Here is a 21,082-nt window from a genome sequence, read left to right on the forward strand (position 1 = left end):
CGGGCGCGGGCCGCCGCCGCGCGACGGTGTGGCGGAGCGCCGGTCACCCGAAGCGTCCGGAGATGTAGTCCTCGGTGGCCTGGACGGACGGGTTGCTGAAGATCTTGTGCGTGTCGCCGACCTCGACGAGGCGGCCCGGCTGCCCGACGCCGGACAGGTTGAAGAACGCCGTGCGGTCCGAGACGCGGGCGGCCTGCTGCATGTTGTGGGTGACGATGACGATCGTGTAGCGCTTCTTGAGCTGCCCGATCAGGTCCTCGATGGCGAGTGTCGAGATGGGGTCGAGCGCCGAGCACGGCTCGTCCATCAGCAGCACCTCCGGTTCGACGGCCGTCGCGCGGGCGATGCACAGCCGCTGCTGCTGGCCGCCGGACAGGCCGGCGCCCGGCCGGTGCAGGCGGTCCTTCACCTCGTCCCACAGGTGGGCGGCACGGAGGTTCCGCTCGACGACGGCGTCGAGCTCCGCCCTGCGGACGCGCCGTCCGCTCAGCCGCGGGCCGGCCGCCACGTTGTCGTAGATCGACATGGTGGGGAACGGGTTCGGCCGCTGGAAGACCATGCCGACGGTGCGCCGCACGGCCACCGGGTCGACGCCGGGGCCGTACAGGTCCTCGTTGTCGAGGAGGACGGTGCCCTCGACGCGGCCGCCGGGCGTGACCTCGTGCATGCGGTTCAGCGTCCGCAGGAACGTGGACTTGCCGCAGCCGGACGGGCCGATGAACGCCGTGACGGCCCCCGGCTCGACGTGCAGGCTGATGTCCTCGATCGCCGCGTGCGCGCCGTAGTACGCGGTCAGTCCGCCGACGTCGATGCGTTTGGCCATGATCGGGTGACTTCCTCCTCGGTTCCGTCCCGGCGGCGGCTCAGCGGCCGGACGACGGGGCCTTCCAGCGGGCCACGGCGCGGGCCGCCAGGTTCAGCAGCATGACGAAGGCGATCAGCACGAGCGCCGCGGCCCACGCACGGTCGTACGCGGGCTCCGTGCCGAACGACCACTGCTCGTACACGTACAGCGGCAGCGACGACTGGGCGCCGTCGAACACGTTCGCGTTGATCATGCCGGTGCCGAAGACGAGCAGGATGATCGGCGCCGTCTCCCCCGCGATCCGCGCGAGCGCCAGCATCACCCCGGTCGCGATGCCGCCGACGGCGGTCGGCAGCACGATCCGCAGGATCACGCGCCACTTCGGCACGCCCAGCGCGAGCGCCGCCTCCCGCAGCTCGGCCGGGACGAGCTTCAGCATCTCCTCGGTGGACCGCACGACGATCGGCAGCATGAGGATCGCCAGGGCGAACGCGCCGGCCAGCCCCGAGTAGCCGAAGCCGAGCATCATGATCCACAGGCTGAGGACGAACAGGCCGGCCACGATCGACGGGATGCCCGTCATGACGTCCACGAAGAACGTGATCGCCGTCCGCAGCCGGCCGCGCCCGTACTCCACGAGGTAGACCGCCGTCAGGAGACCGAGGGGCAGCGCCAGCACCGAGGCGATCAGGACCTGCTCCAGCGTGCCCAGCGCGGCGTGGTAGATGCCGCCGCCCGGCTGCCAGGACAGGACGCCGTTCATCGAGTGGGTGAGGAAGTACCAGTCGACGCCTGGCAGGCCGCGCCCGACGGTCTCCCACAGCAGGGACAGCAGCGGCAGCAGCGCGACGATGAAGCAGGCCCACACGGCGAGGGCCGCCAGCCGGTCCACGGCACGCCGCCTGCCCTCGACCCGCGCGGTGAGCGCGAACGTGGCGGTGACGAAGACGGCGGCCGCGATCACGCCCCACTGCGCGTGGCTGCGCAGCCCGGCGAGCACGCCCGCGAGGGCGCCGACGGCGACGGAACCGGTCAGCAGGGCGGCGGGCGTCCAGCGCGGCAGCCGGGGCGGACGGAGGGTGCCGGTCACGCGGCGGCCCCCGAGTACTCGGCGCGGCGGGCGATCAGGAGGCGGGCGGCGCCGTTCACCAGCAGCGTGAGGAGGAACAGGACGAGCCCGGAGGCGATCAGCGCGTCCCGGCCCATCGACCCGGCCTCCTTGAACTGGCTCGCGATGTTCTGGGCGAACGTGGCGCCGCCCGACTCCAGCAGGCTCGCCTCGATGAAGAAGCCGGGCGACAGGACCGTGGCGACCGCCATCGTCTCCCCGAGCGCGCGGCCGAGCCCGAGCATCGACGCGCTGATCATCCCTGACCTGGCGAACGGCAGGACCGTCATGCGGATGACCTCCCACCGGGTGGCGCCCAGCGCGAGCGCCGCCTCCTGCGGCCCGGCGGGCGCCTGCCGGAACACCTCGCGCGTCACGCTCGTCACGATCGGCAGGATCATGACGGCGAGCAGCAGGCCGGCCGTCATGAGGGACCTGGCGGGCGTCCCGTCGTACGCGAGGACGCCCGTCCAGCCGAACCACTGGTCGAGCCACAGGTAGGGGCCGGTGAGGCGCGGCACGAGGTACAGCGCGCCCCACAGGCCGTAGACGATGCTCGGGACGGCCGCCAGCAGGTCCACGAGGTAGCTCAGGGGCGCGGCCAGGCGGCGCGGCGCGTAGTGCGTGAGGAACAGGGCGATCCCGATGGCGACCGGGACCGCGAGGACCATCGCGACGACCGAGCTGACGACCGTGCCGAACAGGAGGACCGCGATGCCGAAGACGGGCGGGTCGGCGTTCGCGTCCCACTCGAAGGTGGTGAGGAAGTTGCCCTCGTCGTGGCGGACGGCGATGACGGAGCGGACCGCGAGGAACGCCGCGATGGCCGCCATCACCACGAGCAGCGTGACGCCCGAGCCGCGGGACAGGCCGCGGAACACCCGGTCGCCGCGGCGCTCGGCGGAACGGTGCCCCGGGGCGCGGCGCGACCGGTCCCGGGCGCTCACGACAGCCCCGCCACGCGTTCGCGGACCTGCTCGGCCAGCCGGTCGGGCAGCGGCGCGTAGTCGATGCCCGCGAGGTCGCGCTGCCCCTGGTCGCTCGCCGTGTAGCCGAGGAACGCGCGGGTCAGCGGCAGGGTCGAGGGGCGGTTGCCGCGGTCGCAGACGATCTCGTAGGTGATGAGGACGATGGGGTAGACGCCGGGTGAGCGGGCCGTGTGGTCGAGGGTGAGGACGAGGTCGCCGTCCTCGCCGGTCACGCGGGCGCGGTCGACGGCCCGCGACGCGGTCTCGACGCGGGGGGCCACCGGACGGCCCGCGCCGGTGTCGAGGCGGGCGGTGGCGACGCCGTTGCGGTGCGCGTGGGACAGCTCGACGTACGCGATGGCGCCCTCGTTCTGCTGGACCTGCCCGATGAGCCCGGACGAGCCGTCCGCCGACTGCCCGCCCCGGCCGCGCCAGGTCTTGTCGGGCTCGTGCGGCCATGCGTCGGGGGCGGCGGCGGCGAGGTAGGCGGTGAAGTTGGCCGTGGTGCCGGAGCCGTCGGAGCGGTGGAACGGCGTGATGGGCAGGTCGGGGAGGTCGGCGTCGGGGTTGAGCCGGGCGATGGCCGGGTCGTCCCAGCGGTCGACGGCCGAGTCGAAGATCCGGGCGAGGGTCGGCGCGTCCAGGACCAGGCCGTCGACGCCCGGCAGGTTGTAGCCGACGGCGATGGGGCCGGCCAGCATCGGCAGGTGGACGGCGCGCCCGCCGTCCGCGCACACGGACCGCGACGCGGCCGTCTCGGCGTCCGTGAGCGGCGCGTCCGTACCGGCGAACGCGGTCGTGCCCTGGAGGAACTCCTGCACGCCGGCGCCGGAGCCGGTGGCCTTGTAGGTGACGCGGGAGCCGTCACAATTCGCCTGGTAGCTGTTCACCCAGACCTCCATCGCGTTGGCCTGGGCGCTCGATCCGGAGGACAGCAGCGTGCCGCCGCCGGACGCGCAGCGGATGTCCTTCGGCGAGAACCGCACGGCCCCGGGGAGGCCGGAATTGTCGTCGGAACCGCAGGCGGTGAGCGCCACGGCGCCGAAGGCCAGGACGGCCGCGCCGAGGAGTGGCTTCACTGTCGTCCGTTCCTTCCCGTCGCCCCTCTCCGACGAAAGTAGGCAGACCGAGGTGAAGTGTCCGATGGGCATGAGTGAAGAGAAGATGAATTCCATCGGTCGCACAGGTTGCCGGGAGGCGGACCTCACCGCCCGCCCCGGCGCGCGTTCGTTACGCTATACCCATCAGGGGTATATGAGACCGGGAGGGCGATATGACCGATTCGAGCGCAGGGCCGCACGGGTACAGCAAGGACAAGGACGCGCACCTCAAACGGCTGCGCCGCATCGAGGGCCAGATCCGCGGCCTCCAGCGCATGGTCGAGGAGGACGTGTACTGCATCGACATACTCACCCAGGTCTCCGCCTCCACCAAGGCCCTCCAGTCGTTCGCCCTCCAGCTGCTCGACGAGCACCTGCGGCACTGCGTCGCGCACGCGGCCCAGCAGGGCGGCCCGCAGATCGACGCCAAGGTCGAGGAGGCCACCGCCGCCATCGCGCGTCTGCTGCGCACCTGACCGGGGACCGTACGCCGCCGAACCGTTACGCCACCGCCCCCGCGTACACCTCCCCCGTGTCCGGCAGCACCACCTGCACCGGTGCGCCGAAGTCCTCCAGCGTGACGGTGGACGCCACCTCGACCCCGCCGCCGCCCCCGGCGAAGCTGAACTGGTGCCGCACCTTGCGCAGCCGCCCCTGGCCGTCCAGGTAGGCGTCGAACGGCACCCGGGTGTCGGTGAAGCCGCCGACGGCGCACGCGAGCTGCTCGCGGGTCTCCCCCGTGGCCCGCTCGGCGGCGACGGCGATGTCGGTGACGCCCCGGTAGTGCCGCAGGGACTCGCCGTCCACGTCGGTCCAGCCGAGGTCGGCGGCGTGCGCGACGCCGCGCAGCAGCTCGGCCGCCGTGAGGGGGTCGGTGGCGCCGCCGGTGACGAGGTTGCCGTCGCTGAGGGTGTCGACGTCGATGCGGACCCACTTGTCGGCGGGGACGCCGGCGCCGCGGTTCTTCATGTAGAGGAGGCCGGGGACGAACACCTCGGTGACCGCGTCGCCCTCGGGGAGGGTCAGCCGCAGCTCACCGGTGCGGCCGGCGAAGTCGAAGCCGCCGCGGCCCTCGATCGTGATCCGCGTGCCGCCGGTCACCATCTGCATGGCGGTGGTGGCCCGGGAGGTGCCGGCGTCGGCCAGGACGTCGGGCGCCCGCCGGACGACCTCGCCGGCGTCCTCCGTACCACCCTGCGCCGCCGCGCCCGTACCCGTGCATCCGGAGGCGGCGAGGGTGACCCCGGCCGCGAACAGGGCGACCTTCCCGCTGGTGAGCGTGCGCCGCGAGACCCGCATGATCTGCCGACACCCCCATACCCGTCGTATCGGACCTGCCTCGCCTAACGAGATCCGGGGACGGCCGTTACGGTGGTCGGGTGGAGGAACAGGCTGGGGACCGCGCGGCGGACCGGGGCGGCGGCGCCGAGCCGGTGCGGCACCGGATCGCGCTGACGGAGCGCGGGCCGTTCCTCGCACCGGAGTGCAGTTGCGGCTGGTACGGGTCGGCGCGGCGCTCGCGGCCCCTGGCGCGCGCCGAAGCGGCGGCGCACCTGGCGGCGGCCGGCTGAGGGCGCGGGTCAGGCGGCGAGACCGGGGCGGCGGCCCGGCCGTTCGGCGGGTCCGGGATCCGCGGGGGCGCTGAGCCAGCCGAGGGGCCGCGTACCGCTCAGCGTGCGGACGAGCGGCGTCAGCAGGGACATGGCGACGGGGGCGAGCAGCAGCGCGACGGCCGTGCCGAGGGCGAAGCCGCCGATCACGTCGCTCGGGTAGTGCACGCCGACGAAGACGCGGGCGAAGCCCTGGCACAGGGCGAGGGCGAGGGTGATGAGCCCGAGGGTGCGGTGGACGAGGAGGACGCCGACGGCGATGGCCATGGCGGCGGACGCGTGGTCGCTGACGAACGACCAGCCCTCCTTGCCGCCGACCAGGGCGGTGACCTCGTCGGGGTGGTCGACGAACGGGCGCGGCCGTTCGACGAACTCGGATATGGGGATGTTCACGAGCCGGGCGAGCCCGGCGGCGAGCCCGGCCCACAGGAGCCCGGCGACGGCCGCGGAAGCGTCGGGGCGCGTGCGTACGCGCAGCCACGCGACGGCGACCAGGGCGACGAGGGCGAGGGGTATGCCGTACTCGCCGAGGAACGCGACGGCGTCGGCGGCCCAGCCGGGGAGGCGTTCGGCCAGGCCGTTCACGCCGTGGAGGATGTCCAGCTCGACATCGGGGTTATCGAGTCCAGCCATGTGCCGTTGCGGCCCCTTCGTGCTGTGGGGGACCCTGCCGGGCGCGGCAGGGGGAGGAGCCCCTGTTCCGGTACAGGTAACGCCCACTCCATCCCCCCGAGTGCCGCTGTCCACCGAAGGGTCACGACAGCGTTATCGAACAGCAACGGGAGGCCGCCGCGGGCGCGGGGTTCACCGGGGACTTCTCACACCGGGTGGCCGGAAGGTCACCCGGCGGTGGGGCGGGTAGCCCCGAAGTAATCAGGAGAATCGATCGGGTCGTAGCGGATCTCGGCCCCGGTGTAGGGGGCGTTGATCATGTACCCGCCGCCGACGTAGATGCCGACGTGATGAATACTCCGTGAATCCTGAAGATCATACGCGAAGAACACGAGGTCCCCGGGGGCGAGTTGGTCCCGCGAGGGGTGCGGGCCCGCGGCCCACTGGTCGTTGGCGACGCGGGGCAGCTCGATGCCGACGGACGCGAAGGCGGCCTTGGTGAGGCCGGAGCAGTCGAACCGGCCGCCGTCCTCGGGGGTGCCGTCGCCGCCCCAGAGGTAGGGCGTGCCGAGCTTGTCCTGGGCGTATTCGATGGCGCCCGCGGCCTGTTCGGTGGTGGCGAGCCGGCCGTCCGTCTCCGGCGCGGCGAACGAGGCGGCGGACCGGAGGATCACCTCGACGTAGTTCCGCGTCTCCTCGTAGGGCGGGACGCCGCCGTACTTGATGACGGCGTAGGGGCCGGCGTTGTAGGCGGCCAGCATGTTGGCGACCGGGTCGCCGGGGACGTCCTTCACGTCCTCGGCGAGGATGCAGTCGTAGGAGGCGGCCGAGGGGATGGCGTCGGCGGGGTCCCAGACGTCGGCGACGCCGTCGCCGTTGCCGTCGAGGCCGTGGGCGGCCCAGGTGGAGGGGATGAACTGGGCGATGCCCTGGGCGTTGGCCGAGCTGGCGGCGCGGGCGTTGAAGCCGCTCTCCTGGTTGAGCTGGGCGGCGAGAATGGCGGGGCTGAGGGTGGGGCAGGCGTTGCCGTACCGCTGGATGAGGTCCGCGTACTCGGCGGGGACGGCGTTGGTGGCGAGCCGTCCGCCGGATCCGCTGCCCGAGCCGCCGCCGAGGAGCCCGGCCGCGGCGCCGTACACCCCGACGACGAGCAGCGCCATGAAGCAGGCGAGCAGCCCGACGCCGCCACCGACGACATACAGCACCTTCCGCATGCACCAACTGTCCCCCACCCGCGGCCGAGTTCGCCACCGTCATCCGGCCACGGGCGGGCGGTGACGGGCAGTCACGCACTTTCCCCAAGCCACCGACACCGAGGCCCCCTTCCACGCCTCGGGCGTGGCACAATCCGATGAGGTAGGCAACAGGTGCCAGAAAGGCGGTGAGTTCGGTGGATGAAGACGAGGACAACATCGACAGCATCATTGGTGGCATCGCACCAGACTGGGGACCGTTCGCCGCCGTGGGCGACCAGGCGCGGACCATGATTCAGGTGATCATGGCGCTCGCCATCCTGATCTGTCTCGGCATCGCCATCTGGGGCGCGGCCCAGCAGCGCATCGGTTCCACCGCGACCCGCGACAGCTTCAGCGCCGAACAGGGCAAGGGGCTGATCGTGGCGGGATTGACCGGTGTCTTCATCATCGGGTCCCTGGGCACCCTGTTCACCATCATCTACGGGATGTCGATCTAGGGCATGCGCGGGCCGGTGCGGACAGTGGGCCGTGTGGTGGCCGCCCTCGTCGTCGTCGCGGCGGCCGCGGGCTGCTCGGTCGGGCCCGCGGCGGACCGCGCCGAACGTGAGGGGCTCGTCCCGGCCGGCAGCGGTGAACAGGACCCCGGGGCGGACGACGATCCCGGACAGCCGGAAGAGTCGTCTCCGCCATCGGACTCGCCGGAGAGCCCCGCCCCCTCCGATGAGGCACCGGAACCGACGCAGGACCCGGCACCGGCCCAGGGCACAGCCACGGTCGTCGACACCTTGGCCGTGGACTCCCCGACGTCGTGCTGTGTGGTGCCGCTCCCGGACGGGAGCCTCCTCGTGGGCTCGTCGGACACCGCCGTGATCCAGCACGTTGCGCCGGACGGCGCCACGACGGACATCGGCGCGGTGAACGACGCGACAGCGCTGTACGGCATCGCGGTCGAGCCGGACTTCGACGCGTCCGGCAACGGCTGGCTGTACGTCTACTACGCCCAGGAGAGCACGGCGCGCGTCGCCCGCTTCAGTTATTACGGTTCCCGGTCGCCCGGCGAACGGCTCGGCAGTTCACCGGCCACGCTCGCCGGTCCCCTGCCCCTGTCGGACCGGCACCGCGGCGGCGCCATGGCCTTCGGTCCCGACGGGATGCTGTACGTCGGCACCGGTGATGCCGGGCAGCCGCAGGTGGCCGCCGATCCCGAGTCGCCCGCCGGCAAGGTGCTCCGCATGGAGCCCGACGGGCGCGTGCCCGCCGACAATCCGCAGCAGGGGTCGCTCGTCTACGCGTCCGGGTTCGCCGATGTCACCGGGCTCGCGTTCGACGCGGCGGGGCGGTTGTGGGCCGTCGATTCGGGTGCCGGGGGCGGTCCCGCCGTCGGTCCCGTCGTCCCCGGGTCCACGAGCACCGATGTCCCGCCCGTGCACCAGTGGACCGACAGCGGCGCGCAGGCGCGCGGGCTCGCGTACGCCGCCGGGTCGCTCTGGGTCGCCGACCCCGCCGTGCCCGCCCTGTGGCGCCTGCCTCTCGACGGCGACGACCTCGTCGCCGAGCCGCAGCCGCTGCTCACCGACGACGGCGCCCTCACCTCGCCCCAGGCCGTCCAGGCACCCGCCGACGGCACCGTCTGGCTCCTCGACAGCGCCGGACAGGGCCTCCTCGGCCTCGACGTGTCCTGAATCACCCCGTCACCCGGCGTCACCGGACCGGGCCTCAGACGCGCAGCCCCCGCACCGCCAGGTCGAGCAGCGCGAACACGAACAGCGAGATCCCCACGAAGCCGTTGACCGAGAAGAACGCCCGGTTCAGCCGCGACAGGTCGCCCGGCTTCACGATCCCGTGCTCGTAGACGAACGCGCCCGCCACCACCGCGAGCCCCGCCCAGAGGAACGCCCCCGCGTCCGTCGCCGCCGCGTACCAGACGAACAGCGCCATCGTCACTGCGTGGCACACGCGTGCCCCGTACAGTGCCCCCGCGACGCCGAACCGCGCCGGCACGGAACGCACCCCGTGCCCGCGGTCCGCCGCCACGTCCTGGCAGGCGTAGATCAGGTCGAAGCCGCCGATCCACAGGCCGACCGCCACGCCCAGTATCACCGCCTCCCACGACCAGGCGCCGGTCACCGCGAGCCAGCCGCCGACCGGCCCCATCGCCTGCGCCAGGCCGAGGATCGCGTGCGGGTAGTCCGTGAACCGCTTGCCGTACGGATAGACCACCATCGGGACGACCGCGACCGGCGCGAGGACCAGGCACAGCGGGTTCAGCATGGCCGCGGCGCCCAGGAACACCGCGAGCGCCACGAACGCGCCCGTCCACGCCGTCCGCACCGACACGGCGCCGGTGACCAGCTCACGCCCGGCCGTACGCGGGTTGCGGGCGTCGATCTCGCGGTCGATGACGCGGTTCGCCGCCATGGCGAACGTCCGCAGCCCCACCATCGCGACCGTGACGAGCACCAGCGTCCCCCACGCCACCGTCTCCGAGCCGTCCAGGAACATCGCCGTCAGCGTCGCGATGTACGCGAACGGCAGCGCGAAGACCGAGTGCTCGATCATCACCAGCCGCAGGAACGCCCGCACCCGGCCCGTCCCGGAACCGCCCGCCACCGTCGCCGTCACAGCCCGTACTCCTTCCAGCGCCGGCTGACCCGCTCCGCCGTCCCCGGGTCGGAGACGACCATGTGCGGCCAGCCGCCGTCCCGCGTGTACCCCTCGCCCGGCCACTTCGCCGTCGCGTCGATCCCGGCCTTGCCGCCCCAGAACTGCTGGTACGAGGCGTGGTCGAGGTGGTCCACGGGTCCCTCCGTGAGCAGCAGGTCACGGGCGTAGTCCACGTTGCCGAGCGCCCGCCAGGCGACCTCGTGCAGATCGTGCACGTCGCAGTCGGCGTCCACCACGACGATCAGCTTCGTGAGGGACATCATGTGGGCGCCCCACACCGCCGACATCACTTTCTGCGCGTGTTTCGGGTACTTCTTGTCGATCGAGACGATCGCGCAGTTGTGGAAGCCGCCCGCCTCCGGCAGGTGGTAGTCCACGATGTCCGGGATGATGACCTTCAGCAGCGGCAGGAAGAACCGCTCGGTCGCCCGGCCGAGCGGCCCGTCCTCGGTCGGCGGCCGGCCCACCACGATCGACTGGAGGACGGGCTTCCGCCGCATCGTCACACAGTCGATCGTCAGCGCAGGGAACGGCTCCTGCGGCGTGTAGAAGCCCGTGTGGTCGCCGAACGGCCCCTCCGGCAGCTCGCGCCCCGGCTCCAGCCAGCCCTCGAGCACCACCTCGGCCTTCGCCGGCACCTGCAGCGGAACGGTCACGCAGTCGACCATCTCCACCCGCTGCCCCTGCAGGAACCCGGCGAACAGGTATTCGTCGATGTCCCCGGGGAGCGGCGCCGTCGAGGCGTACGTCACGGCCGGCGGGCAGCCGAACGCGATCGCCACCGGCAGCCGCTCGCCGCGCCGCGCCGCGACCTGGTAGTGGTTCCTGCTGTCCTTGTGGATCTGCCAGTGCATGCCGATCGTGCGGCGGTCGTGGCGCTGGAGCCGGTACAGCCCGAGGTTCCGCACGCCCGTCTCCGGGTCCCTGGTGTGCGTGAGGCCGAGGTTGAAGAACGAGCCGCCGTCCTCGGGCCAGGTGAACAGCGCGGGCAGCGCGTCGAGGTCCACGTCGTCGCCCTTGAGCACGATCTCCTGCACGGGTCCGCCGCGCACCTTCTTCGGCGGCACGTGGCTCATCGAGGCGAGCTTGCCGAACGCCTCCCGCACGCCGACGAAGCCGTGCGGCAGCTCGGGCTTGAGCAGCCCGCCGATGCGGTCCCCGATCGCGTCGTACGACGGCAGGCCGAGCGCCTTCAGCAGGCGGCGGTCGGTGCCGTAGACGTTCATGGCGAGCGGGAGGTCCGACCCCTTCACGTTCTCGAAGAGGAGCGCGGGGCCGCCCGCCTTGTTCACGCGGTCGGTGATCTCCCCCACTTCCAGGTGGGGATCGACCTCGGCCCTGACCCGCTTGAGGTCACCGTCCCGTTCGAGGGCCTTCAGCAGGCCGCGAAGGTCGTCATACGCCATGCCGCTCAGTATTCCGGACGCATTACCCTGGTTTCGGTCAGGGGGCCTGACCGCAGGGCTCCGGTCCATACCGCCCAGGGGGAACTACCATGCTCAGGGTGCTGCTGTTCCTGGTGCCGCTAGCGCTGGCCATCTACGCCCTGGTGGACTGCATCAGCTCCGACGACGAGGACGTCCGTCACCTTCCGAAGCTGCTGTGGATCGCGCTCATCGTCCTCGCCCCGCTGCTCGGCGCGCTCGCCTGGATCCTGGTGGGCCGCCGTCGCCGTACGCCCTCCGGGGGCCGCGGCTCGGTGCAGTGGGTCGCTCCGGACGACAACCCCGAATTCCTGCGTTCGCTGGGCGACGGCGCCCGGCGGGACGACGACGAGGCGCGGCGCGCCGAGTCCGCGCAGGACCGTGAGCTCCTGGAGAACTGGGAGGAGGACCTGCGGCGCCGTGAGGAGCGCCTGAAGGACTCCTCCCCGAACGACTCCGACGACGACAACCCCGCGGGCGGCCCCGACCGGCCCTGACCGTACGGCGCGAAACGGCCCCCGCACCCGGTGATCCACGATCCGGGTGCGGGGGCCGTCGCCCGTGCGGGTGACCGGCCGGCGGGCTCAGACGCCGCCGTAGCCGTGGAGGCTGTTGAAGAAGATGTTCACGCCGAAGTAGTTCACCAGGAAGCAGGTGAACCCGATGACGGCGAGGTACGCGACCCGCCGCCCCTTCCACCCGGCCGTGGCGCGGGCGTGCAGGTAGCAGGCGTACACGACCCAGGTGATGAACGCCCACGTCTCCTTCGGGTCCCAGCCCCAGTAGCGGCCCCACGCGGTCTCCGCCCAGATGGCGCCGGCGATGATCGTGAAGGTCCACACCGGGAAGACGGCGGCGTTGATGCGGTAGCCGAAGCGGTCGAGCGTCAGGGCGGAGGGGAGCCGCTCCATGACCGAGGCGGCGAACCGGCCGGGCGTCTGCCCGGCCTCCAGCTTCGACTCGTACCGGTCGCGGAAGAGGAACATCCCCGAAGCGATCGCGCCGAGGAAGAACAGGCCGCCGCAGATGATCGCGAGCGGCACGTGGATCCACATCCACATCGAGTCGAGCGCCGGCACGAGCTGCGTCTGCTCGTTGTACAGCACCGTGACGGCGAGGCCGAGGTCGAGCAGCACCGTCGTGATGAGGGGCAGGCCGAGCCAGCGGACGTCCACGCGGAACAGGAGGAACCCGAGGAAGCCGGCGACGGCGACGACGCCGAGCGCGACGGAGAACTCGTACATGTTGCCCCACGGGCCGCGCTCCACGGCCACGGCCCGCGTCACGACGCCCAGGAGGTGCAGCGCGAACGCCAGCACCGTCAGGGACACCGCGATCCGGCCGTAGGTGTCGCCGCGCTCGTCCCCGCCGGCCGCGCCGGGGCCGTCCGGTACGGCGTCCCGCGCCGGTGTGGACGACCGCGTGACGACCTGCGGCCGCTCCAGGACGTCCGTGCCGCCCCTGGAGCGGACGGTCACGGACGGGCGCTGCGCCGGTACGGCGGCCGCGTCGGCGGCGCGTTCGGCGGTCAGCGCGGCGGCGGTCCTGGCCACCTTGCTGCGGCTGCCGAGGATCCACTCGGCGGTGTAGGCGAGGAAGGTCAGGGCGTACACCGCCATGGCCGAGTACACGAGCACGTTGCTCGTGTCGGCCAGGTTCTCGTCGGCGGCGAGGGTCACGACGTGCATCATCTGCGTGCTCCTTCGGCAGGGGCGGACTCGGAGGCGGTGTCGTCGTCGGACGGCCCGCCGTCGTCGGTGTCGTCGCCGGGCGGTCCGCCGCCGTCCGGATCGCCGTCGGGATCGTCGGGCACGAGGGGGGCGTCGGCGGCGAGGCGGTCGGCGAGGCCGGCCAGCTCCTGCGGGACGCGCGCCGACTCGGTCCGGCCGAGCGACGCCATCTCGACGACGGTGAGCCCGTCGCCGCCCGTCCAGGCACGCACCCACACGCGGCGCCGCTGGAGCAGCAGCGACCCGACGAGCCCGACGACGGCGGCCAGCGCGCCGACGAGCGCCCAGGTGTTCCCGGACCGGGTGGTCACCTGGAAGGTGGCCCACTGCTCCAGGCCCTCGAACGTGATGGTGCCGCGGCCGTCCGGCAGCTCGTACGACTCGCCCTCCGTGAGCGTGAACCTGAGGGGTTCGCCGCTGTCGTCGGTGAGCTGGTCGAGGTGCGTCGTGTCGAGCTGGTAGACGTTCTGCGGCAGGCCGGAGTTGACGCCGAGGTCGCCGTGGTACACGTTCAGCGTGAGCCGCGGGTCGAGGGCCTCGGGGAACGTGGAGTGCGGGCCGTTCACCTCGTCGAGGGCGTACGTCGGGTTGAACAGGCCCTGGAAGCCGAGCTGGTCCGGCTCGCCGTCGGGGCCCACGTAGTCCGGGACCTTGACGACGCCGGTCGAGGTGAGCGCGGCGTCCTGCGGCAGGAACGGGACGGAGTCGCGGTAGGCGACATTGCCCTCGGCGTCGGTGACGGTCACCACCGGCGCGAAGCCGTGCCCGATCAGGCGGACGCGGGTGTCGCCGATGCGCAGCGGGGTGTTGACGTCGATCGTGGTGTGCCGCTCGGTGCCGTCGTCCTCGTGGTAGGAGACGTCGGCCTCGAACAGTTCCGGCGTGCCGATGTCGGGTCCCGAGTCGGCGAACTCGGCGCGGAAGTCGTCCAGGGTGAAGCTGAAGCGCTCCAGGTCGTTCAGGTCGTAGAGCTGGCCGCCCTCGAAGTCGTCGAGGACCGTGACGTTGTTGACGAAGCTGCTGCCCTCGACGAGGAGCTTCGAGCCCTCCGTGTAGAACATGCGGCCCACGGCGAACGCGATCAGCAGGACCACCAGGGACAGGTGGAACAGGAGGTTCCCCGCCTCGCGGAGGTAGCCCTTCTCGGCGGCGACGTGCGCCCTGCCGGCGGCGTCGTCGCGCCGGTCGGTCCTGAACCTGCGGCGCTTCAGCAGGCGGTGCGCGGTGTCCAGGACCTCGTCCGGCGCGGCCTCGGTGCGCCAGGTCGTGTACGCCGGCATGCGGTCGAGCCGGCGCGGCGCGCGCGCCGGGCGGCTGCGGAGCTGCCCCACGAACTGCCAGGTCCGCGGCAGGATGCAGCCGACGAGGGAGATGAAGAGCAGCAGGTAGATCGCCGAGAACCACACCGACGAGTAGACGTGGAAGAGCTGCAGCGTGTCGTAGAAGTCGGCGAGGCCGGGGTTGCGCTCGCGGAAGTCCCGGACGGCCAGCTCGTCGTTGTTCTGCTGCGGGATGAGCGATCCGGGGACGCTCGCGAGCGCCAGCAGGAACAGCAGCAGCAGCGCGATGCGCATCGACGTGAGCTGCCGCCAGAACCAGCGCGCCCAGCCGAGCGTCTCGCGCCCCGTCCACGCCAGCGCGCCGAGCACGCCGGGGGCGCGCGTGCCGCCGAACGAGCCGGGGACGGATGTGCCGTCGTCCTCGGCGGGCGCGGTGCTCAGCCCGCCGGTGGCGTCGTCGCGTTCCGGGGGGCCGTCGCCGTGTTCCCCCTGCTCGTCGTGCTCGTCGGCCGCCCGGCCGGGGCCGGTGCCGTCGGGCGCCGTGTCGTCGGTCATGGCGGTCACACCCCTGTCGTGAAGCCGGAGGTCCAGATGCGCAGCTCAGCGGCGACGTCGTTCCACACGCCGGTGACCAGCAGCAGCCCCGTGACGACGAGCATCCCGCCGCCGAGCCGCATCACCCACACGTAATGCCGCTTGACCCAGGTGAACGCGCCCAGCGCCCGCCGGAACGCGAACGCCGTCACGATGAACGGCAGCCCGAGCCCCACGCAGTACGCGAGGGAGAGGACCGCGCCCCGCGCGGCCGTCGCCTGCTGGAACGACAGCGACAGCACCGCGGACAGCGTCGGCCCGACGCACGGCGTCCAGCCGATCCCGAAGACGACCCCGAGCATCGGCGCGCCGATCAGCCCTATCACCGGCTTGGTGTGGAGCCGCAGGTCACGCTGCCCGAAGCCGCGCAGCAGCCCCATGAACGTGATGCCGAGCAGGATCGTCAGCACGCCGAAGACCCTGCTCAGGGTCTCCTGGTGCCGCAGCAGATTCCGTCCGAACTCGCCGAACAGCGTCCCGAACGACACGAACACCGCCGAGAAGCCCAGCACGAACAGCGCCGCGCCCGCGACCAGACGGCCGCGCCGCGCGTCACCGAGGTCGGCGCCGCCGACCCCCGTCACGTACGACAGGTAGCCCGGCACGAGCGGCAGGACGCACGGGGAGAAGAACGACACCAGCCCGCCGAGGACGGCCACCGGCAGAGCCAGCAGCAGGGCACCGCTGAGGATGGTCTCGCTGAACATCGCCCGCTCAGCTCTCCGCCACGACGGGTTCGAGGGCGGCGCGCAGGTCCTCCTCGGTGAGGGCCTTCAGCGCGCGCACGGCGATGCGGCCCTCCCGGTCGACGATGAGGGTGGACGGCACGCCCTGCGGGTTGAGGCTGTCCTTCGGGAACTCGAGCAGCAGCTCGCCGTTCGGGTCGTACAGGCTCGGGTACGGGACGTCGAAGGTCCGCTCGAACGCGAGCGCCGGTTCCCGGGAGCGGTCCTGCAGGTTCAGCCCGACGAACTGCACGCCCTCGTCGGCCATGTCGTTCGCCACGGCCACGAGGGACGGGGCCTCGCCGCGGCACGGGCTGCACCAGGAGCCCCACACGTTCAGCACCAGGACCTCGCCCCGGTAGTCCGCGAGGCTCAGCTCGTCGCCGTCGAGGGTCTCGCCGCTGATGTCGGGCAGGGTCTGCCGGTCCTCCGGGTCGACCGTGAGGACCCCCCCGGAGCCCTGGACGATGTTCGTGTTGTCACCTGACGAACCCGCCTGCTGGCCCTGGCACGCGGTCAGCGTCAGGACGCATGCCGCGAGACCGGCGACACCCGAGGCGAGAGCCCGGAACTGGATCATGTGAAAAGTTTCCCATGCGCTGGTGAGCGATCTTCCGCACCCCCCTTGTCCCGCTTTTGTCCCAGGTGGGGGGCTTGCGGGAGAGGTGGCGCGCGGCCCTCGGGGGGACGGCTCAGGCGCCGTACCCCTTGGCCCCCTTCACCGGCCGCGCGCCCGCCTTCAGGTGCGCGGGCAGCAGGTCACCGGCCGGCTCGGTGTACGTCACGGCCACGAGGTCGTCGCCGAGGAACGTGAAGCTCGTCAGCGACGCCAGCGTGCACTGCCGCGACCGCGGGTCGTGCCACAGCCGCCGGTGCTCCACCTGCGACCGCAGGATCCACACGGGCAGCTGGTGGCTCACGAGCACGGCCTCGTGCCCGCGCGCCGCGTCCCGCGCCGCGTCGAGCGCGCTGCGCATCCGCACGGCCTGGTCGACGTACGGCTCGCCCCAGGAGGGACGGAACGGGTTGCGGAGGTGGCGCCAGTTCGCGGGCCGCCGCAGCGCGCCGTCCCCGACGCCGAACGTGCGGCCCTGGAACACGTTGGTCGCCTCGATGAGCCGGCGGTCCGTCCTGATCTCCAGGCCGTGCGCCCGCGCGATGGGCGCGGCCGTCTCCTGGGCGCGCTCCAGCGGCGACGCCACGACCTCGGTGATGTCACGGTCCGCGAGGTGCTCGGCGACCCGCTCCGCCATCTTCACGCCGAGGTCCGACAGGTGGAAGCCGGGCAGCCGGCCGTACAGGACGCCCGACGGGTTCTCCACCTCGCCGTGCCGCATGACGTGCACGACGGTCCTGACGCCCCCGCCGTCACCGTCCCCGTCCGTGCCCGCGGCCGTGCGCAGCGGCGCGCCGTCCGCCCGGTCCTCGCCCCGGTCGCTCGTCAGCTCGTCCGTCATCCCTCGGTCCTCCGTACTCCGCCCGTGCCCGGCCCGTCTCCCCGCCGCGCGTTCACGCCACCGCCGCCGCGGCGCGCGCCGCGGCCGGCAGGGCGCCGGCGATCCGCTCCATCGCGCCGTCGTCGTGCGCGGTCGAGACGAACCACGCCTCGAACGCCGACGGCGGCAGGTACACGCCCTGCTCCAGCATGCTGTGGAAGAACGCCGTGTACCGGTCGGCCCGCTGCGCCCGCGCGCCGTCGAAGTCGGTGACGGGCGTCTCGTCCCCGTCGGTGAGGAAGACGGAGAACATGTTGCCCGCCGCCGACACGACGTGCGGCACGCCCTCCTTCGCCAGCGCCCCGCTCGCGAGGGACCGCAGCTCGGCCGATGTCGCGTCCAGGCGCGCGTACGCCGTCCCGTCGAGCAGCCGCAGTTGCGCGAGGCCCGCGGCGGTGGCGACCGGGTTCCCGGAGAGGGTGCCCGCCTGGTAGACGGGACCCTCGGGCGCGAGCTGCGCCATCACGTCGGCGCGGCCGCCGAACGCCGCCGCGGGGAAGCCGCCGCCCATCACCTTGCCGAACGTCAGCAGGTCCGGCACGACCCCCTCGACGCCGAACCAGCCGGCGCCGCTCATCCGGAAGCCGGTCATCACCTCGTCGGAGATCAGCAGCGCCCCGTGCGCCGCGCACAGGTCGGCGAGCCCCTGGTTGAAGCCGGGCAGGGGCGGGACGACGCCCATGTTCCCCGGGACGGCCTCGGTGATGACGCACGCCACCTGGTCCGGGTGCGCCTCGAACGCGGCGCGCACGGCGTCGAGGTCGTTGTACGGGAGCACCAGCGTCTCGCCGGCCTGCGCGCCGGTGACGCCGGGCGTGTCGGGCAGGGCGAACGTCGCGACGCCCGAGCCGGCGGCGGCCAGCAGCGCGTCGACGTGGCCGTGGTAGCAGCCGGCGAACTTGATCACCTTGGCGCGGCCGGTGAAGCCGCGCGCCAGGCGGATCGCGGACATCGTGGCCTCCGTGCCGGAGGAGACGAGCCGGACGCGTTCCACCGGGGCGACCCGGCGGACGATCTCCTCGGCCAGCTCCACCTCACCGGCCGTGGGCGTGCCGAACGACGTGCCGCGCGTGAGCGCCTCCTGTGCCGCGGCGACGACCTCGGGGTGCGCGTGGCCGAGGATCATCGGCCCCCAGGAGCACACCAGGTCGACGTACTCCCGCCCGTCCGCGTCCGTCAGGTACGGGCCGCTGCCCGACACCATGAACCGGGGTGTGCCGCCGACCGCGCCGAACGCGCGGACCGGCGAGTTCACGCCGCCCGGGGTCACGGCGGCGGCCCGGTCGAAAAGGGTCTGCGAAACTGGGGCTTCTGCATAGGATGGCGTCACGCGATCCATGGTGACAGAGGCCGTCGCAGGTCGGTGTCAGGGCGTTTCACCGCCGTGAGACGGGGGAGGTCTCTGGAACGATGATCCGGTTGCGCGGCGGGGGTCGCGAGTAGTCAGGTGGTGACATGCAGCGCGGTGGCGAAGTGGGCGAGGGGACCGGGGACCTGGGGCCGGAGCCCGCGGGGCCGCGCGCGCGTGCCCGCCGGGGCCGGCACCGCCGCAGGGGCGTCGACGGCGCGGCGGCGGGCGAGTTCGACCCGCGGGCCAGGGGCGGCCGGATGGCGGTGACGTACAAGTACTTCGGCGCGCCGGACGGCGCGACGGCGGCCCGTGTCCCGCTGTCGATGCGGCCCGAGGAGCTGGGCGGCGACGAGCTGGGCCAGGGCATGTTCACCCGCATCAAGCCGGAGACGATGGCCGCGATGGTCCTCACCGGCATCGAGGGCATCCCGCTGCACCGGGTCCCGCCGCTCGAGCTGGTGGTCCTCCACCCCGACTACGCGGTCGTGAAGTTGCCCACAACGGCGGTCGACCCCCTGCGCGGCATCGGCGACGAGACGGTGGGCGCCGCGGCGTTCATCTGGTCCACGGTCCCCGACCGCAGCGGGCCGAGCGACGCGTTCGGCGTCTACCGGCTGCTGCACGAGTGGCAGGACTTCTCCCGCCGCCTGCACGAGGCCGGCCACCAGCCGTACTGCCTGGTCTGGCCCTGACGCCATGCGGTAGACATGGTGCCCTGCCGGTTCACCGGTCCGAGAGCAGGGAGGGCACCCGGTGCAGCGCGCCGCGACCATCACACGGACGGCGGTCCCCGCGCTCGTCGCGGTGCTGACCGCCGGCGGGCTGACGGCCTGTTCGGCCGGCCCCGGGGACGGTGAGCCCGCCGCCGCGGGCGGCGACGGCGCCGTGGACGTGCCCACCCCGCGCCCCGGCCGGTACACCCGCCTCCCCGAGCCCTGCGGCGCCGTCCCGGCCGAGACGCTGCGGGAGCTGCTGCCCGGCGGCGACGAGCAGGCGTACGCGGGCGACCGCCGCGTGACGTACGACACGGGCCGCCGTGTCGGCTGCGACTGGCGGACGGCGTCCGCCCCCGAGACGTACGGTCTCTCCGTGGACATGCTGCGGGTCGTCTCCTACGATCCGGCGGTCAGCGACGACGACCAGGCGGTCCGCGACTTCGGCGAACGGGCCGACGCCGCGGGCGTTCCGGGGACGGAGGGCACCGCGGGCGGCACCGGCACCGGCGGCGGTGACACGGCGCCCCGCCTCCTGGACGGCATAGGCAGCGCGGCGTTCCTGGACGACCGGCTGACCGGCCAGGACAGCGCCCCGACGCGCGAGATCAATCTGACGTTCCGGAGTGCGAACGTTATCGTCACTGTGCAGTACGCCGTCTCGACCAGCGCGCCCGGCGACGTTCCTTCGAGCGAACCGCTCCAGGAACGGGTCAGTGCCGTGGCGCGCCAGCTCGCGGACGGTTTCGACGCGTAACCTGCCGCACCCGGGCAGGGCCGCCCCTCCGGGGCCGGCTTCACCGACGCAACAGGAGCGAAAACCCATGGACCGTTACGCACCGCGCTTCGCCGTCCGGGCGCTGGCCTGGGCAGCCGTGCCCGCGCTGCTGGTCGCCGGCTGTTCCTCGGACTCGTCGGACGGCGACGACGACGCGGCCGGCGAGACCCCGGCCAGTGTGGCGCCGACCCCGGAACCGGTGCGGTTCGAGGCACTGCCCGAGGCGTGCGCGGCCGTGAGCGGGGACACCATCGCCGACGTGGTGCCCGAGGCCGACCCCGAGCAGGGCAGCACGCTGGAGACCGTCAACCCCGACGTCGCCGCGATGTGCCTGTGGTCCGGCCTCGACGAGTACCAGTTCAGGTCCCTGACGGTGGCGCTGAAGATCTTCGCCTCCGAGCCGGCCGTGGGCAGCGGCGACGAGCGGGCCGCCGGCTACCTCCAGCAGTCCGCCGAGGAGATCACCGGCGACGAGGCCAACGCGGACGTGGCGGCCGAGGCCCTGGAGGGCGCGGGCGACGAGGCCACGTCCATCAGCTACACGGTCACCAAGGCCGGCGAGGACGAGGAGGACGACGAGGAGCGCGAGTACCGCCAGCAGCGGGTCGTCGTGCGCACCGGCAACCTCGTCATCACCCTGGACTACAGCGCCACCGACATGGAGGGCGACGACGTCCCGGGCGCCGGCGACGTGAAGGAGGCCGCCGACGCGGTCGCCGCCGAGGCCGTCGAGCGGATCGACGCGTGGGCCGAGGACCAGGCCGCCGCCGGGGAGACCGCCGACGAGGAGGAGAAGCCCGCCGACGAGGCCGGCGAGGAGACCGGGGACGAGTCCGGCGACGGCAACGGCTGACGGCCCGTCCGTGCCCACCCCTTGACGCGTGTGCCAGGCTGACGGCCGGCGGTGCCACCGACCGGGCACCGCCGT

General features: G+C 72.9%; 23 protein-coding genes. 8 read left to right on the forward strand and 15 right to left on the reverse strand.

Annotated elements, in window-relative coordinates:
• Positions 1 to 43 precede the first annotated feature (43 nt).
• Genes pstB through pstS form a run of 4 tightly spaced genes read right to left on the reverse strand, consistent with a single transcriptional unit; the run spans position 44 to position 3,960 of the window.
• Positions 44 to 823, reverse strand: a complete 780-nt coding sequence (gene pstB, locus EMA09_RS12710; protein ID WP_129841174.1) for a phosphate ABC transporter ATP-binding protein PstB — start codon at positions 821 to 823, stop codon at positions 44 to 46.
• 40 nt (positions 824 to 863) lie between these two features.
• Entirely contained in the window at positions 864 to 1,895 is a 1,032-nt protein-coding gene (gene pstA / locus EMA09_RS12715) for a phosphate ABC transporter permease PstA (protein WP_129841175.1), read from the reverse strand.
• Positions 1,892 to 2,860 carry a phosphate ABC transporter permease subunit PstC gene (gene pstC / locus EMA09_RS12720; protein ID WP_129841176.1) on the reverse strand — a complete coding sequence of 323 codons (969 nt, stop codon included), beginning with the start codon at positions 2,858 to 2,860 and terminating at the stop codon, positions 1,892 to 1,894. Before pstC ends, pstA begins: the two co-directional genes overlap by 4 nt.
• Entirely contained in the window at positions 2,857 to 3,960 is a 1,104-nt protein-coding gene (gene pstS / locus EMA09_RS12725) for a phosphate ABC transporter substrate-binding protein PstS (RefSeq protein WP_240796368.1), read from the reverse strand. Before pstS ends, pstC begins: the two co-directional genes overlap by 4 nt.
• Positions 3,961 to 4,154: 194 nt before the next feature.
• On the opposite strand from pstS, the gene EMA09_RS12730 reads away from it, so the two are divergent.
• Positions 4,155 to 4,457 carry a metal-sensitive transcriptional regulator gene (locus EMA09_RS12730; protein ID WP_129841178.1) on the forward strand — a complete coding sequence of 101 codons (303 nt, stop codon included), beginning with the start codon at positions 4,155 to 4,157 and terminating at the stop codon, positions 4,455 to 4,457.
• Positions 4,458 to 4,482: 25 nt separating this feature from the next.
• Here EMA09_RS12730 and EMA09_RS12735 read toward each other — a convergent pair whose 3' ends face one another.
• On the reverse strand, positions 4,483 to 5,280 hold the full coding sequence (locus tag EMA09_RS12735) for a hypothetical protein (protein ID WP_129841179.1): 798 nt from the start codon (positions 5,278 to 5,280) through the stop codon (positions 4,483 to 4,485).
• Between the two features lie 80 nt (positions 5,281 to 5,360).
• Between EMA09_RS12735 and EMA09_RS12740 the strand changes: the two genes are divergently transcribed.
• A complete protein-coding gene (locus tag EMA09_RS12740) occupies positions 5,361 to 5,552 on the forward strand; it encodes a hypothetical protein (RefSeq protein WP_129841180.1) in 192 nt (63 codons plus the stop codon).
• A gap of 9 nt (positions 5,553 to 5,561) precedes the next feature.
• Here EMA09_RS12740 and EMA09_RS12745 read toward each other — a convergent pair whose 3' ends face one another.
• Entirely contained in the window at positions 5,562 to 6,224 is a 663-nt protein-coding gene (locus EMA09_RS12745; RefSeq protein WP_129841181.1) for a phosphatase PAP2 family protein, read from the reverse strand.
• A 206-nt stretch (positions 6,225 to 6,430) separates the two neighbouring features.
• Entirely contained in the window at positions 6,431 to 7,417 is a 987-nt protein-coding gene (locus tag EMA09_RS12750; protein ID WP_129841182.1) for a bifunctional lytic transglycosylase/C40 family peptidase, read from the reverse strand.
• A 176-nt stretch (positions 7,418 to 7,593) separates the two neighbouring features.
• On the opposite strand from EMA09_RS12750, the gene EMA09_RS12755 reads away from it, so the two are divergent.
• Both EMA09_RS12755 and EMA09_RS12760 read left to right on the forward strand, forming a co-directional pair.
• Positions 7,594 to 7,896, forward strand: coding sequence for a hypothetical protein (locus EMA09_RS12755; RefSeq protein WP_129841183.1), 303 nt, complete (start codon positions 7,594 to 7,596; stop codon positions 7,894 to 7,896).
• 33 nt (positions 7,897 to 7,929) lie between these two features.
• A complete protein-coding gene (locus tag EMA09_RS12760) occupies positions 7,930 to 9,081 on the forward strand; it encodes a PQQ-dependent sugar dehydrogenase (RefSeq protein ID WP_129841184.1) in 1,152 nt (383 codons plus the stop codon).
• 34 nt (positions 9,082 to 9,115) lie between these two features.
• On the opposite strand, the gene mqnP is transcribed toward EMA09_RS12760, so the two are convergent.
• Positions 9,116 to 10,021, reverse strand: coding sequence for a menaquinone biosynthesis prenyltransferase MqnP (gene mqnP, locus EMA09_RS12765; RefSeq protein WP_129841185.1), 906 nt, complete (start codon positions 10,019 to 10,021; stop codon positions 9,116 to 9,118).
• Positions 10,018 to 11,469: a menaquinone biosynthesis decarboxylase gene (locus EMA09_RS12770; protein ID WP_129841186.1), complete on the reverse strand. Its 1,452-nt coding sequence runs from the start codon at positions 11,467 to 11,469 to the stop codon at positions 10,018 to 10,020. Before EMA09_RS12770 ends, mqnP begins: the two co-directional genes overlap by 4 nt.
• 89 nt (positions 11,470 to 11,558) lie before the next feature.
• Here EMA09_RS12770 and EMA09_RS12775 point away from each other — a divergent pair, with 89 nt between their 5' ends.
• Entirely contained in the window at positions 11,559 to 11,984 is a 426-nt protein-coding gene (locus EMA09_RS12775) for a PLD nuclease N-terminal domain-containing protein (RefSeq protein WP_129841187.1), read from the forward strand.
• An 87-nt stretch (positions 11,985 to 12,071) separates the two neighbouring features.
• Here the strand turns inward: EMA09_RS12775 and ccsB are convergent, their stop codons facing one another.
• The 6 genes from ccsB to hemL all read right to left on the reverse strand — a co-directional run bounded on the left by ccsB (position 12,072) and on the right by hemL (position 18,651).
• Positions 12,072 to 13,175, reverse strand: coding sequence for a c-type cytochrome biogenesis protein CcsB (ccsB, locus tag EMA09_RS12780; protein WP_129844001.1), 1,104 nt, complete (start codon positions 13,173 to 13,175; stop codon positions 12,072 to 12,074).
• Positions 13,175 to 15,052, reverse strand: coding sequence for a cytochrome c biogenesis protein ResB (locus EMA09_RS12785; RefSeq protein ID WP_129841188.1), 1,878 nt, complete (start codon positions 15,050 to 15,052; stop codon positions 13,175 to 13,177). The genes ccsB and EMA09_RS12785 overlap by 1 nt, the downstream gene beginning before the upstream one ends.
• Positions 15,053 to 15,057: 5 nt before the next feature.
• Positions 15,058 to 15,798: a cytochrome c biogenesis protein CcdA gene (locus EMA09_RS12790; protein ID WP_129841189.1), complete on the reverse strand. Its 741-nt coding sequence runs from the start codon at positions 15,796 to 15,798 to the stop codon at positions 15,058 to 15,060.
• 7 nt (positions 15,799 to 15,805) lie between these two features.
• Positions 15,806 to 16,396: a TlpA disulfide reductase family protein gene (locus EMA09_RS12795; protein WP_129841190.1), complete on the reverse strand. Its 591-nt coding sequence runs from the start codon at positions 16,394 to 16,396 to the stop codon at positions 15,806 to 15,808.
• 112 nt (positions 16,397 to 16,508) lie between these two features.
• Entirely contained in the window at positions 16,509 to 17,153 is a 645-nt protein-coding gene (locus EMA09_RS12800) for a histidine phosphatase family protein (protein WP_240796661.1), read from the reverse strand.
• 172 nt (positions 17,154 to 17,325) lie between these two features.
• Positions 17,326 to 18,651: a glutamate-1-semialdehyde 2,1-aminomutase gene (gene hemL / locus EMA09_RS12805; protein WP_129841192.1), complete on the reverse strand. Its 1,326-nt coding sequence runs from the start codon at positions 18,649 to 18,651 to the stop codon at positions 17,326 to 17,328.
• Positions 18,652 to 18,767: 116 nt separating this feature from the next.
• Here hemL and EMA09_RS12810 point away from each other — a divergent pair, with 116 nt between their 5' ends.
• The 3 genes from EMA09_RS12810 (at position 18,768) to EMA09_RS12820 (ending at position 21,007) form a co-directional block, all read left to right on the forward strand.
• Positions 18,768 to 19,355, forward strand: coding sequence for a hypothetical protein (locus tag EMA09_RS12810; RefSeq protein ID WP_129841193.1), 588 nt, complete (start codon positions 18,768 to 18,770; stop codon positions 19,353 to 19,355).
• Between the two features lie 61 nt (positions 19,356 to 19,416).
• A complete protein-coding gene (locus EMA09_RS12815) occupies positions 19,417 to 20,133 on the forward strand; it encodes a DUF3558 domain-containing protein (protein ID WP_240796369.1) in 717 nt (238 codons plus the stop codon).
• A gap of 67 nt (positions 20,134 to 20,200) precedes the next feature.
• The gene (locus tag EMA09_RS12820) at positions 20,201 to 21,007 is read left to right on the forward strand and encodes a DUF3558 domain-containing protein (RefSeq protein ID WP_129841194.1); all 807 of its coding nucleotides are present in this window, start codon (positions 20,201 to 20,203) and stop codon (positions 21,005 to 21,007) included.
• Positions 21,008 to 21,082 lie beyond the last annotated feature (75 nt).

Origin of the sequence: Streptomyces sp. RFCAC02 (genome assembly GCF_004193175.1) — a bacterium.
Classification (GTDB): domain Bacteria; phylum Actinomycetota; class Actinomycetes; order Streptomycetales; family Streptomycetaceae; genus Streptomyces.